Raw genomic sequence first — 16632 nt, 5'->3', positions numbered from 1 at the left:
CGTCGAATTAACCGGAGCTACAGATTCCGTGCAAAGCGACCGGTTAAGGTTGCGGGCATGACTCAGTCGCACCCCAGGATCAGCAAGGCTGTCATCCCTGCTGCGGGCCTCGGCACCCGGTTCCTGCCGGCCACCAAAGCCACGCCCAAGGAAATGCTGCCGGTCGTCGACAAGCCGGCGATCCAGTACGTGGTCGAAGAGGCCGTGTCGGCTGGTCTCGATGACGTATTGATGGTCACCGGCCGCAACAAGCGGCCCCTGGAGGACCACTTCGACCGCAACTACGAGCTCGAGTCGGCCCTGGAGAAGAAAGGCGACGGCGAACGGCTCGCCAAGGTCCGGGAGTCCAGCGACCTCGCCAGCATCCACTACGTCCGCCAGGGCGACCCCAGGGGCCTCGGGCACGCCGTTCTGTGCGCCGCCCCGCACGTCGGGCACGAGCCCTTCGCCGTCCTCCTCGGCGACGACCTCATCGACCCGCGCGACCCCCTCCTTGCGCGCATGGTCGAGATCCAGGAGAAGTGCGGCGGCAGCGTCGTCGCGCTCATGGAGGTCGCTCCCGAGCAGATCCACCTCTACGGCTGCGCGGCCGTGGAACCCACCGACGAGGGTGACGTCGTCCGCGTCACGGGCCTCGTCGAGAAGCCGGACGCCGCGGACGCCCCGTCGAGTTACGCCATCATCGGGCGCTATGTCCTGGACCCGCACATCTTCGACATACTGCGCAAGACCGAGCCTGGCCGTGGCGGCGAGATCCAGCTCACCGACGCCCTCCAGCACCTCGCCGAGGACGAGAAGGTCGGCGGACCCGTCCACGGCGTCGTCTTCAAGGGCCGCCGGTATGACACCGGCGATCGAGGTGACTATCTGCGTGCCATTGTCAGACTCGCGTGCGAACGTGAAGACCTGGGCCCGGACTTCCGGACCTGGCTTCGCAGTTACGTAGCCGAGGAGATGCAGCAACATTGAGCAGCGCCGCGACCCGCACCGACGACCCGGACCACGTCTGGTCCGTGGACGAGCACCTCGAGGACATCCTCACCACCGTACGTCCCCTCGAGCCGATCGAGCTCCAACTGCTCGACGCCCAGGGCTGCGTCCTGGTCGAGGACGTCATGGTGCCGGTGTCCCTCCCCCCGTTCGACAACAGCTCCATGGACGGGTACGCGGTACGGGTCGCGGATGTCGCGGGCGCGAGCGAGGAGTTCCCGGCCGCCCTGGAGGTCGTCGGCGACGTCGCGGCCGGCTCGGCCGACCAGGTGCACGTCGGCCCCGGCCAGGCCGCCCGCATCATGACCGGCGCCCCCATGCCGTCCGGTGCCGAGGCCGTCGTCCCCGTGGAGTGGACCGACGGCGGACTCGGTGAAGGCCCCGTGACCGGGATGCGTGCCCGCAGCCTGGCACCCGAGGGCGCCTCCGGACAGGTCGCCGTCTACCGGCCGGCCGAGGCACGCGCCCACGTGCGCGCGAGGGGCAGCGACGTGAAGGCGGGCGACCGCGCGCTCGAGGCGGGCACCGTGCTCGGACCGCCGCAGATCGCGCTGCTCGCGGCGATCGGCCGCGGCACCGTCCGCGTGCGCCCGCGCCCGCGCGTGGTCGTGCTGTCCACCGGCAGTGAACTCGTCCAGCCCGACGAGGAGCTGGCGGCCGGACAGATCTACGACTCCAACAGCTTCGCCCTCACCGCCGCGGCGCGCGACGCGGGCGCCATCGCCTACCGCGTGGGCGCCGTCGCCGACGACGCGGAGACCCTCCGGTCCACCGTCGAGGACCAACTCGTGCGCGCCGACCTCATGGTCACCACGGGGGGCGTGAGCGTGGGGGCGTACGACGTCGTCAAGGAGGCGCTGTCGTACGCCGGCGACGAGGACGAGGCGGGCAGCGGCATCGACTTCCGCAAGCTCGCCATGCAGCCCGGCAAGCCGCAGGGCTTCGGCTCCATCGGACCCGAGCACACCCCGCTGCTCGCGCTGCCGGGCAACCCGGTCTCCTCGTACGTCTCCTTCGAGCTGTTCGTCCGGCCCGCGATCCGCACCCTCATGGGCCTGCCCGACGTCCACCGGCCGAGGACCCGGGCGACGCTGGCCGCCGCCGAGGCGCTGAGCTCGCCCAAGGGCCGCAGGCAGTTCCTGCGCGGCGTCCACGCCGACGGGACCGTCAGCCCGGTCGGTGGCGCGGGATCGCACCTGGTGGCGGCCCTGGCGCTCGCCGACGCGCTGATCGTCGTCCCCGAGGACGTCGAGTCCGTCGAGCCCGGCACCGAGGTCGAGGTCGTCCTGCTCGGCTGAGCCCCGCGCGCGGGAGCGCGGCAAGGCACTCCTGGTCCGCTGCCCGCGCCGACTTGGCGGTACCGTAGCGCGCACAACAGGCCCGCGCGCCGTACCGCGACGGGCCCGGACCGGGAGCGCCACACGCCATGACCGTGCCATCCCGGGGGGAGACCCCCGGAACCCCTGCGCAGGACCGACTGACGCACATCGACGAAGCGGGCGCCGCCCGCATGGTGGATGTGTCCGGCAAGTACGTGACCGCGCGCACCGCGCGCGCCAGCGGCCGGGTCCTCGTCTCCCCACGCGTCGTGGAACTGCTGCGCGGCGAGGGCATGCCCAAGGGCGACGCCCTCGCCACCGCGCGCATCGCGGGCATCATGGGTGCCAAGCGCACCCCGGACCTCGTCCCGCTGTGCCACCCCTTGGCGCTGTCCGGTGTGAGACTGGATCTGTCGGTCGCGGACGACGCCGTGGAGATCGAGGCCACCGTGCGGACCACGGACCGCACGGGCGTCGAGATGGAGGCCCTCACCGCGGTCTCCGTCGCCGCGCTCACCGTGATCGACATGGTCAAGGCGGTCGACAAGGGAGCGGTCATCACGGACGTACGGGTGGAGGAGAAGGCCGGCGGCGCCTCGGGCGACTGGAGCCGGTCGTGAGCGCCGGGGCGCGCGAGCCGTACCGCGCGCTGGTCGTGACCGCCTCCAACCGCGCCTCCGCCGGTGTCTACGAGGACAAGGGCGGCCCGCTGATCGCCGAAGGGCTCCAGGGCCTCGGCTTCGCCGTCGACGGGCCGCGAGTCGTCCCCGACGGCGACCCGGTGGCGGAGCAGCTGCGTGCCGGGGCCGCGGCCGGCTACGACGTGATCGTCACCACCGGCGGCACCGGCCTCTCGCCCACCGACCGCACCCCCGAGGCGACCCGCGAGGTGATCGACCACGAGGTGCCGGGCATCGCGGAGGCCGTCCGCGCGTACGGCCGCGAGAAGGTGCCCACCGCCGCGCTCTCCCGGGGCCTTGCCGGAGTCGCAGGCCGGACGCTGATCGTCAATCTGCCGGGCTCCACCGGCGGGGTGAAGGACGGGCTGGCCGTCCTCGCGCCCCTGCTGGCGCACGCCGTGGACCAGATCCGCGGCGGCGACCACCCGAGACCCGGTGCCACCACGGGGGGTGCGAGCTGAACAGCCCATCCTGGCCCGTCGTGCTGAGGGACGGCGACATCGTCCTCCGGCCGATAAGGCTGCGCGACCAGCGAGCCTGGCGCGAGGTGAACCGGCGCAACCGCGACTGGCTGCGCCCCTGGGAGGCGACGATCCCGCCGCCCACGCCCAGCGGCCCGATCACGCACCGGCCTACCTACCGCCAGATGGTCCGGCACCTGCGTTCCGAGGCGAACGCGGGACGGATGCTGCCGTTCGTCATCGAGTACCAGGGGCGGCTGGTCGGACAGTTGACGGTCGCGGGAATCACCTGGGGATCGATGTGCTCAGGGCACATCGGTTACTGGGTGGATCAGGGAGTCGCCGGACGCGGGGTGATGCCCACCTCCGTGGCGCTCGTCGTGGACCACTGTTTCCGGACCGTCGGCCTGCACCGCATCGAGGTCTGCATTCGCCCGGAGAACGGGCCGAGCCGCCGCGTCGTGGAGAAACTCGGATTCCGCGAGGAAGGCCTCAGGCCGCGTTATCTGCACATCGACGGCGCCTGGCGCGACCACCTCGTCTTCGCGCTCACCGTGGAGGAGGTCCCGGAAGGGCTGCTCAACCGCTGGCGGCGGGGGCGTGCGCAGAGCGCGCGGCCGAGCGCCAACGGCGCGCCGAGGAATCCGCAGAACACTCCCGGCAATCCCGCTTAGGCTGCAAAAATTGAATGTGTGTTCGAAATTGATCGGCGGGTGATCGGCTCGGGGCGTGGAAATTCACGTCCCTGATGGCCCGTCGATCGCATCGGTCGGAAAAAACGCTGGAAATATCAGCCAGATCGTGCGACACACCGGCTCAATTGGCGGATGGCCTCACGCAAACCCCTCTACCGTGTGAGGCGTGAGCAGCAGCGGCCTCATCTACGCAGTCATTGTCGGGGCCTGGGCCGCCTACTTGGTGCCGATGTGGCTCCGTAGGCAGGACGAGCTGAACGAGGCCCGTCCGACGGAACGCTTCAGCACCGCCATCCGGCTGCTGTCCGGACGGGCGGGCATGGAGCGCCGATACGCCAAGGACCTGCGGGCGCGCTCCACCGAAGAGGGGGAGCAGGGCGCCGGCGAACCGGACGCGGCCACCGACTCGGTGGACGTCCGGGCCTTCGCCATGCCTCCGACCCGCCGGCAGGCGCACGCCCCGGTCCCGACGGAGGAGCACGAACGCCCGGAACACACCGAGCGCACCGAGCGCCTGGAGCGCGCGGACTCGGTGTCCGAACCGGCGCGCGAACAGGCGTCCGCGCCGGTACCGGTGAACCCGGCGCCCGCGACCGGGTCCACGCCGGCGCGCAAGCAGATCCCTCACGCCCGGCGCACGCCCTCGGCGGAGGCGGCTGCAGCGCGCGCCCGGCGCACGAAGGTGCTCGCGCGCCGTCGGCGCACCACCGTCGTCCTCTTCCTCGCCTTCACACTCGGTGCGATCGTCGCGGCGGTCGGCGGACTCTCCCTCCTCTGGGCGCCCGCCGCACCCGCCCTGCTCCTGAGCACGTACATCGCCTACCTGCGCTCCCAGGAACGCCACCGCTTCGCCTACCAGATGGACCGCCGCCGCGCCGAGGCCGCGGCGCAGCGACTGCGGGAGAGGCAGCGCCAGCCGCGCCGCCGCACCCCCGTGGACACCGGCGCCGCCGAGATGGACGAGGCCGCGGCGGCGCAGACCGACACGGAATTGTCGTCGCTCGCGGCCGACCGGCGCGCCCTCGTGGAGCAGACCGACCACGCCGAGTGGGTCGATCAGCAGCGCGAGCGCCAGCGCCCCGGCAACGGCGACAGCTGGGACCCGGTGCCCGTACCGCTGCCGACCTACGTGACCGCGCCCGTCGCGCCGCGCGCCACGTCCGAGGTGGACCTCGGGGCGCCCGACACCTGGAGCTCGGCGCGCTCCAGCGCCGTCGTGCCCGAGCAGCAGGAGCACGCGGCGCAGCCCGCCGCTCCGGAGGCGGACGCGGACGAGGAGGGCGCGGACGACCGCTCCACGGCGGACGGCCGCAGCGACGCACGCCGCGCGGCCTCCGCACGCCGGGCGCGTGAGCGCGGCCGTACGCCCCTGTTCGACCAGTACGACGAAGACGGCCGACCGCGCGCGGCCAACGAATGACGGGCGCCCGCGTCGGCCGGAGGCCCGGCCGACGTGCCCCGGGTCACCCCCTGGGGTGCCCCGGGCAGCCGGGTCGCTGACCTGCCGGGGAATGGATTTCCAAGCACCCGGATCTGGATGCTAGAGTTTCACTCGTTGCAAGGGCCTGTGGCGCAGTCCGGTAGCGCACCTCGTTCGCATCGAGGGGGTCAGGGGTTCGAATCCCCTCAGGTCCACGCATCTTTGAGCCCCTGTCGGCAGTAGCCGACAGGGGCTCTTTCATGCATGCAACCACGCGGAGCGTCCTCCTTCCGGCGGGCCGTGGTGCCGCCGGAAGAGGAACCCCGTCCTCAGAGTGCCTTGGCGTAGCAGCGGCTCGACTCGTAGTCGCGGTAGTAGCCGAACTTGGCACACGGCTCGTAGCCGCTGGACGTGTACAGCGCGATCGCCTCCGGCTGCTTGTCGCCGGTCTCCAGCACCATGCGCAGCCGGCCCGCCGCGCGGGCGTCCTCCTCCAGCGCCGCCAGGATGCGCCGGGCGATGCCGAGACCGCGGGCCTCCTCGACCACGTACATGCGCTTCAGCTCGGCATCGCCGTCCGTGTTGCCCTCGCCGTTCTCGTTCTGGCTGCGCCAGCCGCCGGTGGCGACGGGGTGGTCGGACTCGTCGTAGGCGATCAGGTAGGCGCCGTACGGCGGGACGAAGTCCGAGGGGGCCATGGGGGTGGAGTCGCCCCCGTCGCCGTAGCGCACGTGGTACTCGGCCTGTACCTGGTCGTTCAGCTTGACGGCGTCGGGGTGGTCGAACGGGACGCGGCGTATGTTCATGTGGGAGATCGTACTTCTATGCATGAGACGGGCAGGGGCATCGTCCAGTGTGCCGGTATCGTGCCGGGGTGCTCACTGTGACCTCCGTGAATGTGAACGGGCTGCGCGCCGCCGCCAAGAAGGGCTTCGTGGAGTGGCTCGACGCCACCTCCGCGGACGTGCTCTGCCTCCAGGAGGTGCGCGCCGAGCCGCAGCAGCTCCCGGAGCAGGTCCGGCAGCCCGAAGGGTGGCACGTCGTGCACGCGCCGGCGGCGGCCAAGGGGCGCGCCGGTGTCTCGCTGTACACGCGCCGCGAGCCGGACCGGGTCCGGATCGGGTTCGGGTCGGCGGAGTTCGACGGCAGCGGGCGCTACGTCGAGGCCGACCTGCCCGGCGTCACCGTCGCGAGCCTCTACCTGCCCTCCGGCGAGGTCGGCACGGAGCGCCAGGAAGAGAAGATGCGCTTCATGGCCGAGTTCGCGGCCTACCTCAAGGAACTGCGTGAGCGGGCTGCGGCCGACGGACGCCATGTCGTGGTCTGCGGCGACTGGAACATCGCCCACCAGCAGGCAGACCTCAAGAACTGGCGCGGCAACACCAAGAACTCCGGCTTCCTCCCGGAGGAGCGCGAGTGGCTCGGTACCGTCCTCGACCCGGCGGACGGCGGCTACGTCGACGTCGTACGCGCACTGCACCCCGACGCCGAGGGTCCGTACTCCTGGTGGTCGTACCGGGGGCGGGCCTTCGACAACGACAGTGGATGGCGTATCGACTACGAAATGGCCACGCCGGGGCTCGCGAGCCGGGCGCTCAAGGCGTACGTGGAGCGCGCGGCGACGCATGGGGAGCGCTGGTCCGACCACGCGCCGGTCACGGTCGTCTACGACCTCTGACACGCCCCCAGGGGGCGCCTCAGATTCTCGCGCGCCCCTGCGCGCCCATCTGCGCGCCCCCGCGCACGCCCCTCCGGGCGTCAGTCCTGCTCGCGCCCCTCAGTCCCGCTTGCGCATCCGGCGGTCCAGTGCCAGGGAGAGTTCCGCCTCGACCACGCTGCGGGCCAGGGGGCGCAGGCGGTGGAGGTCTTCCTCCGGGGCGTGGCGGAGGATCAGTTCGGTGAAGAGGGCGGCGAGGGCATCGGCGTGTTCGCGGACGCGGGCGCCGGCCTGGAGGACCTCGGCGAGCGGGATGCCCTCGCGGACCAGGGCCGAGGAGACGTCGAGCAGCCGGCGGCTGATGTGGACGATGTCGCCGCCGTCGGTGCCGAGGTAGCCGAGGTCCAGGGCGGCGGCGAGGTTCTCGGGGGTGACCTCGCCCTCGAAGCGGGCGGCGAGTTCCTCGGGGGTGAGGCGGACCGGTTCCTCCTCGGTGGGGGCGCCCACGCCGAGGAGGTCGGCGACGTCCCGGCCGTGGTCGAAGGCCTCCGCGAGCTCGGCGATGCCGTTCAGGGTGTGGCCGCGCTCCAGCAGCGTGGAGATGGTGTGCAGCCGGGCCAGGTGCGTGTCGTCGTACCAGGCGATACGGCCTTCGCGGCGGGGTGGCTGGATGAGCTTGCGCTCGCGGTAGAAGCGCAGGGTGCGCACCGTGATCCCGGCCTTCTCGGCCAGCTCATCCATGCGATATTCACGCTTCTCCGCCACACGGGCACCCTAGTCCGTACCGCAGGTAACTTTCCCTCCCCGCCCCCTACCCATCGGTACGGAGCTGTTCTACAGTCCCATTGCGCCAGTATTCACTGGCGTGGTCCGATGCGATGCGTGGAGGCTCCGGGATGGCCGAGCACGAGCACGAGGACGGGCGTGCGCACGAGCATGTCCGGGTGGCGGTGATCGGGTCCGGGTTCGGCGGGCTCGGGGCGGCCGTACGGCTGCGCCGCGAGGGGATCACGGACTTCGTGGTCCTCGAACGGGCGGGCAGCGTCGGCGGGACCTGGCGGGACAACAGCTATCCGGGCTGCGCCTGCGACGTGCCCTCGCACCTGTACTCGTTCTCGTTCGCCCCCAATCCCGACTGGCCGCGCACCTTCTCCGGGCAGGAGCACATCCGCGCCTACCTGGAGCACGTCGCCGACGTCTTCCGGCTGCGGCCGCACCTGCGGTTCGACTCCGAGGTCAAGCGGATGACCTGGAACGCCGAGCTGCTGCGCTGGGACATCGAGACCGCGAGCGGGAACCTGTCCGCCGATGTCGTGGTCTCCGCGACCGGGCCGCTGTCCGATCCCAAGGTTCCCGAGATCCCGGGGCTCAACTCTTTCCCGGGCAAGGTCTTCCACTCCGCGCGCTGGGACCACGACGAGGACCTGTCGGGCAAGCGGGTCGCCATGGTGGGAACCGGCGCGTCCGCCATCCAGATCGTGCCCGCCATCCAGCCGAAGGTCGGACGGCTCACGCTCTTCCAGCGCACCCCGCCCTGGGTCATGCCCCGCATGGACCGCGCGATCAGCGGTGCGGAGCGCGCGCTGCACCGCGCGCTCCCCTTCACCACCCAGATGCGCCGGGGGATGCTGTGGGGCATTAGGGAGCTACAGGTCCAGGCGTTCACCAAGCGCCCCGACGAGCTCGGCTTCGTCGAGAAGCTGGCCAAGCGCAACATGGCGCGCGCCATCAAGGATCCGGCCCTGCGTGCCAAGCTCACGCCCGACTACCGCATCGGCTGCAAGCGGATCCTGTTGTCCAGCGAGTACTACCCGGCGCTCGCCCGGCCGAATGTCGACGTCGTCACCAGCGGGCTCGCCGAGGTGCGCGGCTCGACCGTGGTGGCCGCGGACGGCACCGAGACCGAGGTCGACGTGATCGTCTTCGGCACCGGCTTCCATGTGACGGACATGCCGATCGCCGAGCGCGTGGTGGGCGCGGACGGGCACACGCTCGCGGAGTCCTGGAAGGACGGCATGCAGGCGCTGCGCGGCGCGAGCGCCGCCGGCTTCCCCAACTGGATGACGATCATCGGCCCCAACACCGGTCTCGGGAACTCCTCGATGATCCTCATGATCGAGTCCCAGCTGAACTACATGGCCGACTATCTGCACCAACTGGGCGTGCTCGGCGGGCGCGCCGCCCTCGACGCCCGCCCGAGCGCCGTGAACGCCTGGAACCGCACGGTGCAGGAGCGCATGAAGCGCACGGTGTGGAACACCGGCGGCTGCACCAGCTGGTACCTCGACGCGAGCGGCCGCAACACGACGATCTGGCCGGGTACGACCGCGGAGTTCCGGCGCGCGACGCGGCGGGTGGACCTGGCGGAGTACGCGGTGCTGCGCGCGCCGGCGCCTGCTGCCGGAGGGGGCGCACCCGCTTCCGAGGGGGGCGCGCCTTCTGTGGACGCGCCCCCTGGAGAAGGGGGCGCCCCTGCTGCGGAAGGCGGCGCGCCGTCCTCCAAGGGCAAGCCCTCCACCGGCCGGAAGTCGGTGACCGCGTGAGCCGCCTGACGCACGTCGCCTCCGGTCCGTACGCGCCCCCCGCCGCGGCCCACGAGCTCACCGTCACCTCCGCCGACGGCGCGCGGTTGCATGTCGAGGTGCACGGCCCCGAGAACGCGCCCCCGGTTGTCCTCGCGCACGGCTGGACCTGCTCGACCGCCTTCTGGGCGTGGCAGGTCCGCGAGCTGGCCACCGATCACCGGGTCGTCGTCTACGACCAGAGGGGGCACGGGCGTAGTCCCGCGAGCCCCGCGTGCACCACCGACGCGCTGGCGGACGACCTGGAAGCGGTGCTCGCGGCCACCCTCGCGCGCGGGGAGAAGGCCGTGATCGCCGGCCACTCCATGGGCGGCATGACCGTGATGGCCGCGGCCGCGCGCCCCCGCCTCAAGGAGCACGCCGCCGCCGTCCTGCTGTGCAGCACGGGCAGTTCGCGGCTGGTGGCGGAGTCGCGGGTGCTGCCGCTGCCCGCCGGGCGTGTACGCACCTGGCTCACGGCGCGCGTGCTGAGTTCGCGCGCCCCCCTCGGCCCGGTCACGCCGGTCGCGCTGCGCATCCTCAAGTACGCCACCATGGGCGCCGGTTCGGACCCCGACATGGTCGAGGCGTGCGCGCACATCGTGCACGCCTGCCCGCGCAAGGTGCGCCACGCCTGGTCGCGCACGCTGGAGGCGCTCGATCTGGCGCACGGCGTACGGCAGCTGACGGTGCCCACGGCCGTGATCGTGGGCACCGCCGACCGGCTGACCCCGCCGGTGCACGCGCGCGAACTGGTCGCCGCGCTCCCGCAGTGCGTGGGGCTCACCGAGCTGCCGGGGCTCGGCCACATGACTCCGGTCGAGGCGCCCGAGACGGTCACGGTGAAGATCCGTGAGCTGGCCCGTACCTACCTGGCGGCCGCACCGGCCGGCGGGGAAGCTGAAGACGTGACCGACGGCACGGCCGTGACGGAAGACGGAGCGGCCGTGACGGCCGCAGAGGTCAAGGAGGGCGCATGAGCAGGGTGAGCCTGGAGGGTCAGGTCGCGGTCGTGACCGGCGCGGCGCGGGGCGTCGGCGAGCTGCTCGCGCGCAAACTCTCCGCGCGCGGCGCGACGGTGGCGCTGGTCGGACTGGAGCCGGACGCGCTCAAGGAGGTCGCCGGGCGGCTGCACGGCGACAGCGACCACTGGTACGCCGACGTCACCGACCAGGAGGCGATGTCCCGGGTGGCGCGGGAGGTCAAGGAGCGCTTCGGGAAGGTCGACATCGTCGTGGCCAACGCCGGTGTCGCCACCGGCGGTCCCTTCGTCGACTCCGACCCGGAGTCCTGGCGCCGGGTGATCGAGGTGAACCTCATCGGCTCCGCGGTGACGGCCCGCGCCTTCCTGCCGCTGCTCATGGAGAGCCGCGGCTACCTGCTCCAGATCGCGTCCCTCGCCGCGATCACGCCCGCGCCGATGATGACGGCGTACTGCGCCTCCAAGTCCGGTGTGGAGGCGTACGCGCACAGTCTGCGCGCCGAGGTCGGCTACAAGGGTGTGCGGGTCGGCGTCGGCTACCTCTCGTGGACCGACACGGACATGGTGCGCGGTGCCGATCAGGAGGAGGTCATGCGGGAGTTGCGGCAGCGGCTGCCGTGGCCGTCGAACAAGACGTATCCGCTGGGCCCCGCCGTGGACCGGCTCGTGGCCGGGATCGAGCGGCGCGCGAGCCATGTCTACGGGCAGTGGTGGCTGCGCGGGATGCAGGGCGTGCGCGGCTACCTGCCGGGGCTGATCGGCACGGTCGGGCAGCGGGAGATGCGGCGGTTCGCGCCGCGGCTCCAGGGGATGCGCACGGGGCTCGTCGGCGCCGGCGGCGCGGCCGATGAACAGCAGCGCGTCGCTCAGCGTGACTGATCGACATGCGCAGGGTCACCGCCCGTGTGAATCTGATGGAGGCCCCGACAGGGGGCCCCGACATCTCATCTCCCACAGGAGTGAACCCACATGGGTATGAAGGACAAGTTCCAGGAGCAGTCCCAGCAGCGCTCGCAGCAGGCCCGCCAGAAGGCCGGTCAGGCCAAGGAGCAGGTGCAGCAGCGTGCGCGCCGCCAGGACAACATGGATGAGCAGTCCGAGCGCATGCAGCGCGACGACGAGGACCGCTTCGCCCAGGACTACGACGCCTGACGCGAGGTCCTCGTGACGCGAGGGGCGCCCCACGGGGGCGCCCCTCGCCGCATGTGCGCCCGGCGTGCAAGCCGTTGTCCCGCGCCAGGAGGTGCGTTGACTCAGGTGCGCGCCCCTCAAGTGGAGCGAGCGCCCGGCGGAAGTGTCGAAGTGCGCGCCGGAGAATGTCATTTCACGCCCGCGCGCGAACCATCGCCTCACGCCCCCCGTGGCGGAAGCTTCGGGCGGGAGCGGTCCGGGACGTCGTGGAGGTCCGGGGGAACGGCCGCCGGAGTCGTCTTCAGGAGATCCAGGGCCAGTTGGACGGCATCGTCCAGCTGGGCGTGGCGGCCCTCGGCCCAGTCGAGGGGGGTGCGCAGGATCTCCAGGTCCGGGGCGACACCGTGGTTCTCCACGGACCAGCCGTAGGCGTCGAACCAGGCCGCGTTCATCGGCACGGTGATCACCGAGCCGTCCCCGAGGCGGTGGCGGCCGGTCATCCCGACGACCCCGCCCCAGGTGCGCTGGCCCACCACCGGCCCCAGCTTCAGTAGTTTGAAGGCGGCCGTGATCATGTCGCCGTCGGACGACGTCGCTTCGTCGGCCAGCGCGACGACCGGGCCGCGCGGGGCGTTCGAGGCGTACGACACCGGCTGGGCGTCGCGGGTGAGGTCCCAGCCGAGGATCGTGCGGGTCAGCTTCTCCACGACCAGTTCGCTGATGTGGCCGCCCGCGTTGCCGCGCACGTCGACGATGAGGGCGGGCCGGGAGACCTCCATGCGCAGATCTCGGTTGAACTGGGCCCAGCCCGAGCCGCCCATGTCGGGGATGTGCAGATAGCCGCACCGCCCGCCGCTCAACTCGCGCACCACCTCACGCCGTTTGGCGACCCAGTCCTGGTAGCGCAGCGGGCGTTCGTCGACGAGGGGGACGACCGCGACCCGGCGCGAGCGGCCCTCCCCGGCCGCCGGGGTGAACGTCAGCTCCACCGTCGTACCGCCCGCCCCGGCGAGCAGCGGGTACGGGCCCGTCACCGGATCCACCGGGCGGCCGTCGACATGGGTGAGGACCGCGCCCTCGCGGATGCCCGTGCCGGCCAGCGGTGAGCGGGCCTTGGAGTCCGAGGACTCGCCGGGCAGGATGCGCTTCACCGTCCAGCCGGCGTCCCGGCGCACGAGGTTGGCGCCGAGCAGGCCCTGGCGGCGCTGGTAGTGCGGGGGGCCCTCGTCGCGGCGGGCGGCCGTGACATAGGCGTGCGAGGTGCCCAGTTCACCGAGCACCTCGCGCAGCAGATCGGCGAAGTCGTCGGGTGAGGCGACCCGTTCGACGAGCGGACGGTACTGCGCGAGGACGGCGTCCCAGTCGATGCCGCACATCCCGGGGTCCCAGAAGTAGGCGCGGATGAGCCGGCCCGCCTCCTCGTACGCCTGACGCCACTCCGCGCCCGGGTCGACCTCGTGCAGGATGCGGCGCAGGTCGATCCAGGTGATGGAGTCGCTGTCGCCGCTCTCGCTCGACGGCACCGCGCGCAGGTCGCCCTCGTCCACCACGACCAGCCGGCTGCCGTCGCCGCTCACCGCGAACCAGTCGAGGTGGTCGACCAGTTCGGACTTCTTCGCCTTGGCGATGTTGAAGTGCTCCAGGGTCGGGCGGCCGCTGGTGTCCGACGGGTTCGCGAACGTCTCGCCCAGCGCGCCCGAGATCGGCCAGCGCAGCCACACCAGGCCGCCGCCCGCGACCGGGTACAGCGCCGAGTACTTGGAGGCGGAGACCGGGAACGGCGTTACCCGGTTCGCCAGCCCCTCCACCTCCACGGTGACCGTGGAGCCGCCCTCGCCGGAGCCGCCGGTGTCATCGTCCTCCAGCGGGTCCAGGCCGCCCGCGGCGGGGCGCCCGTCGGGGCTGAGCGCGAACGGGGAGGGGGTCGCCGAGGACAGCGGGACCAGGTAGGGGCGGCAGCCGAGGGGGAAGGAGAGGTCGCCGGTGTGGACGTCGTACACCGGGTCGAAGCCGCGCCACGACAGGAACGCCAGATAGCGGCCGTCGCGCGTGAAGACGGGGTTCTCGTCCTCGAAGCGGCCGTCGGTGACGTCGACGATCAGCCGGCCGGCGGGCTGCGGGCCGGAGATCCGCGCCATCTTGATCTGGCGCAGCGTGCGCCCGATGCCGGGGTGGGACCAGGTCAGCCAGGCGCCGTCCGGCGAGAAGGCGAGGTCGCGGACGGGGCCGTTGACCGAGTGGATCAGCTCGGTCACCTCTCCGTTGGAGTCCTCGGTCGAGTCGAGGAGGAGAAGCCGTCCGTCGTGCGCGGCGATGGCCAGCCGTTCGCCGTCGGGGTCGGAGACCAGTTCCAGTACGCGGCCGAGCTCGCCGGAGGCCAGCCGCCGGGGCTCGCGGTCACCGGTCGCGCGCGGCAGGTGCGCGATCTCGATCGCGTCCTCGCCGTCGGCGTCGGTGACGTAGGCGACCTGCCCGCTCTCGCCGAGCATCTCCGGCAGCCGGACGCGCACGCCGGGCGTGTCGGTGATGGTGCGCGCCGGTCCGTCGCGGTGGGTGAGCCAGTACAGGCTGCCGCGGACGACGACCGCGCTCGCCCGCCCGGTCTCGTCGACGGAGATGCCGTCGACGTGCTGGGCCGCGGGCACCTGGTAGGGGCGGCGGCCGGCGCGCGGACCGGCCAGGCGCACGTCCAGGCGGCGCGGCTCGGAGCCGGCGGAGAGGTCGTCGACGATCCACAGGTCGCCCGCGCACTGGTAGACGACCCGGGTGCCGTCGCCGGCGGCGTGGCGGGCGTAGAAGGTGTCGTGATCGGTGTGCCGACGCAGGTCGGAGCCGTCGTAGGCGCACGAGTAGAGGTTGCCGACGCCCTCGTGGTCGGAGAGGAAAGCGATCCGGCCGCCCACGAAGAGTGGAGAGTGCAGATGCCCGTTCAGGCCGGGCAGCAGCCGTTGTCCGTGCAGCCAGAGGCGGCCCGTCGCGCCGCCGCGGTAGCGCTTCCACGCGGCGGGCTCGTGCGGCGGGGTGCCGGTCAGCAGGAGGGTGCGGCGCTCGTCCTCGATGTCGGCGACCTGGATGTCGCAGACCGGACCCCAGGGGAGCTTGCGGCCGGGGTCGCCGTCGGTGGCGACCTTGTAGGCCCACATGTAGTAGGAGAAGGGCTCGCCGTGGGAGGCGACGGCCAGGATCTCGGCGGCGCCGTCCTCGGCGGGCGGGGTCCAGCCGCAGACGCGGGTGTCGGGGCTGCCCCAGTAGGTCAGCCGGCGGCCCTCGCCGCCCTCGACGGGCACGACGTGGATCTCCGGTACGAGACTGCGCCAGCTCGTGTACGCGATGTGGCGGCCGTCGGGCGAGAAGCGGGGGTGGCCGAGCTTGGTGCGGTCGACGGTGATCCGCCAGGCCCGGCCCGGGCCGTCGAGGTCGGCCAGCCAGAGATCGTCCTCGGCCACGAAGCACAGCAGGTCGCCATTGAGGTGGGGCAGGCGCAGATAGCTCACCTCCCCATGCTTTTCCGCGGGACGGACCGGAGCAACTTGTGAAAAACCGGCGCGCGGGCTCTCGCGTGCGCCGGAAGGGCGCGTCACCGGCTCGCGCGCTGATGGTGCGCAACTCGCGCTCGGCTTGCGCGCTGCCCGCGCCCGCGTGCGGACACGGGGTGCGCGCCGTCGGGGCGCGCCTGGGCGCGGCCCACCCGCGCGCCCCGATCGCGCGCCGCCCGATCGCGCGCCTCGCCCGCGCGCCCCGCCCTCGCGCCCCGATCGCGCAGCACCGAGCGCGGCCCGCCCCGCGCGACCCGCCCCCGCGTGTGCCGCCCGATCCGCGCTCGCCGCGTGCGCCCGCGCCCCGTCGAGCGCCCGCGCGCCCCCACCGGCGCCCTAGCTCCCGCACCCCGTTCCCCGCCGGCGTGACTCAAGACACGTACGAAACGGTTTCGTTTCGCTATCTGCTGCGCTACATTCATCGTGTACGCGAACGAAAGCCCGTCGTCCGGAGTGGAAGGTGAGGGCCATGACTGAGGTCGCAACGGCGCGTCGCAGTCGTATCACGCCCGAGCGCGAGGCCGAGCTCTACGGCGCCGTCCTCGACCTGCTCCGAGAAGTCGGCTACGACGCCCTCACCATGGACGCCGTGGCCACGCGCACCCGGTCCAGCAAGGCGACGCTCTACCGCCAGTGGGGCGGCAAGGCCGACCTGGTCGTCAAGGCGCTGCGGCACAGCAAGACGGCCCATCTCGACGACATCGACACGGGGTCCCTCCGGGGCGACCTGCACGCGCTGGTGGCGCTGGAGGACGACTGCACCATGGAGCGGAACTCCGCGCTGATGCGGGGCGTCGCCATGGCGATGCACCACAACGAGGATCTGCGCGAGGCGTTCTACGAGCAGATCGTCGATCCCGAGATCGGCGGGTTCCGGCAGGTCATGCAGCGTGCGGTCGACCGGGGCGAGGTCCGTCCGGACTGCCCGGCGCTCGACTTCACGCTGCACATGATGATCGGCGGGTTCGCCACGCGCGCGATTCTGGAGGACAAGCCGCCGACCCAGGCGTTCCTGTCCGCGTACATCGACGCCGTGGTCCTCCCCGCCCTCGGCGTCCGGCCCAGCTGACACGCGACCACCCGTCGGGCCCCACCCGACGCCGCACCACCCGTCGGGCCCCACCCGACATGGCGCCACCTGTCAGGTCCCACCTGACACGGCACCACCGGTCAGGTCCCACCTGACACGGCACCACCGGT

The 16632-nt window shown here is 72.3% G+C and carries 15 protein-coding genes and 1 tRNA gene; 13 read left to right on the top strand and 3 right to left on the bottom strand.

Annotated features, from left to right (window positions below; all coding sequences use genetic code 11):
• The first annotated feature begins 57 nt into the window (after positions 1-57).
• The 7 genes from galU to WN71_RS12245 all read left to right on the top strand — a co-directional run bounded on the left by galU (position 58) and on the right by WN71_RS12245 (position 5780).
• Positions 58-969 (top strand): UTP--glucose-1-phosphate uridylyltransferase GalU, encoded by a 912-nt coding sequence (galU, locus tag WN71_RS12275; protein ID WP_046588613.1) that lies wholly within the window; start codon positions 58-60, stop codon positions 967-969.
• Positions 966-2288 carry a molybdotransferase-like divisome protein Glp gene (gene glp, locus WN71_RS12270; protein ID WP_046588612.1) on the top strand — a complete coding sequence of 441 codons (1323 nt, stop codon included), beginning with the start codon at positions 966-968 and terminating at the stop codon, positions 2286-2288. Before galU ends, glp begins: the two co-directional genes overlap by 4 nt.
• A 128-nt stretch (positions 2289-2416) precedes the next feature.
• Positions 2417-2929, top strand: coding sequence for a cyclic pyranopterin monophosphate synthase MoaC (moaC, locus tag WN71_RS12265; RefSeq protein ID WP_046588611.1), 513 nt, complete (start codon positions 2417-2419; stop codon positions 2927-2929).
• Positions 2914-3450, top strand: coding sequence for a MogA/MoaB family molybdenum cofactor biosynthesis protein (locus WN71_RS12260; RefSeq protein ID WP_079177822.1), 537 nt, complete (start codon positions 2914-2916; stop codon positions 3448-3450). The genes moaC and WN71_RS12260 overlap by 16 nt, the downstream gene beginning before the upstream one ends.
• A 20-nt stretch (positions 3451-3470) precedes the next feature.
• Positions 3471-4124, top strand: a complete 654-nt coding sequence (locus WN71_RS12255) for a GNAT family N-acetyltransferase (RefSeq protein WP_046588609.1) — start codon at positions 3471-3473, stop codon at positions 4122-4124.
• A 187-nt stretch (positions 4125-4311) separates the two neighbouring features.
• Complete coding sequence (gene sepX / locus WN71_RS12250; RefSeq protein ID WP_046588606.1) at positions 4312-5565, top strand: divisome protein SepX/GlpR; 1254 nt, start codon at positions 4312-4314, stop codon at positions 5563-5565.
• A gap of 141 nt (positions 5566-5706) precedes the next feature.
• Positions 5707-5780, top strand: a tRNA-Ala gene (locus tag WN71_RS12245).
• Between the two features lie 114 nt (positions 5781-5894).
• Here the strand turns inward: WN71_RS12245 and WN71_RS12240 are convergent.
• Entirely contained in the window at positions 5895-6371 is a 477-nt protein-coding gene (locus WN71_RS12240; RefSeq protein ID WP_046588604.1) for a GNAT family N-acetyltransferase, read from the bottom strand.
• A gap of 68 nt (positions 6372-6439) precedes the next feature.
• On the opposite strand from WN71_RS12240, the gene WN71_RS12235 reads away from it, so the two are divergent.
• Positions 6440-7243: an exodeoxyribonuclease III gene (locus WN71_RS12235; protein ID WP_046588603.1), complete on the top strand. Its 804-nt coding sequence runs from the start codon at positions 6440-6442 to the stop codon at positions 7241-7243.
• A 99-nt stretch (positions 7244-7342) separates the two neighbouring features.
• Here WN71_RS12235 and WN71_RS12230 read toward each other — a convergent pair whose 3' ends face one another.
• The gene (locus WN71_RS12230; protein ID WP_107469639.1) at positions 7343-7987 is read right to left on the bottom strand and encodes a MerR family transcriptional regulator; all 645 of its coding nucleotides are present in this window, start codon (positions 7985-7987) and stop codon (positions 7343-7345) included.
• A 131-nt stretch (positions 7988-8118) separates the two neighbouring features.
• Between WN71_RS12230 and WN71_RS12225 the strand changes: the two genes are divergently transcribed.
• The 4 genes from WN71_RS12225 (at position 8119) to WN71_RS12210 (ending at position 11917) form a co-directional block, all read left to right on the top strand.
• A complete protein-coding gene (locus WN71_RS12225; RefSeq protein ID WP_046588599.1) occupies positions 8119-9765 on the top strand; it encodes a flavin-containing monooxygenase in 1647 nt (548 codons plus the stop codon).
• Positions 9762-10763, top strand: coding sequence for an alpha/beta fold hydrolase (locus tag WN71_RS12220; RefSeq protein ID WP_046588597.1), 1002 nt, complete (start codon positions 9762-9764; stop codon positions 10761-10763). The genes WN71_RS12225 and WN71_RS12220 overlap by 4 nt, the downstream gene beginning before the upstream one ends.
• Positions 10760-11644, top strand: coding sequence for an SDR family oxidoreductase (locus tag WN71_RS12215; protein ID WP_046588596.1), 885 nt, complete (start codon positions 10760-10762; stop codon positions 11642-11644). The genes WN71_RS12220 and WN71_RS12215 overlap by 4 nt, the downstream gene beginning before the upstream one ends.
• 90 nt (positions 11645-11734) lie before the next feature.
• Positions 11735-11917: a hypothetical protein gene (locus tag WN71_RS12210; RefSeq protein WP_046588594.1), complete on the top strand. Its 183-nt coding sequence runs from the start codon at positions 11735-11737 to the stop codon at positions 11915-11917.
• 197 nt (positions 11918-12114) lie between these two features.
• Here WN71_RS12210 and WN71_RS12205 read toward each other — a convergent pair whose 3' ends face one another.
• Complete coding sequence (locus WN71_RS12205) at positions 12115-15390, bottom strand: S41 family peptidase (RefSeq protein WP_046588592.1); 3276 nt, start codon at positions 15388-15390, stop codon at positions 12115-12117.
• Between the two features lie 511 nt (positions 15391-15901).
• On the opposite strand from WN71_RS12205, the gene WN71_RS12200 reads away from it, so the two are divergent.
• Positions 15902-16501: a TetR/AcrR family transcriptional regulator gene (locus WN71_RS12200; RefSeq protein WP_046588590.1), complete on the top strand. Its 600-nt coding sequence runs from the start codon at positions 15902-15904 to the stop codon at positions 16499-16501.
• Positions 16502-16632: the final 131 nt, after the last annotated feature.

Origin of the sequence: Streptomyces mangrovisoli (assembly GCF_000974985.2) — a bacterium.
Lineage (GTDB): Bacteria > Actinomycetota > Actinomycetes > Streptomycetales > Streptomycetaceae > Streptomyces > Streptomyces mangrovisoli.
Note: the sequence above shows the minus strand (reverse complement) of the source record. Positions and strands in the feature narration are given on the sequence as shown.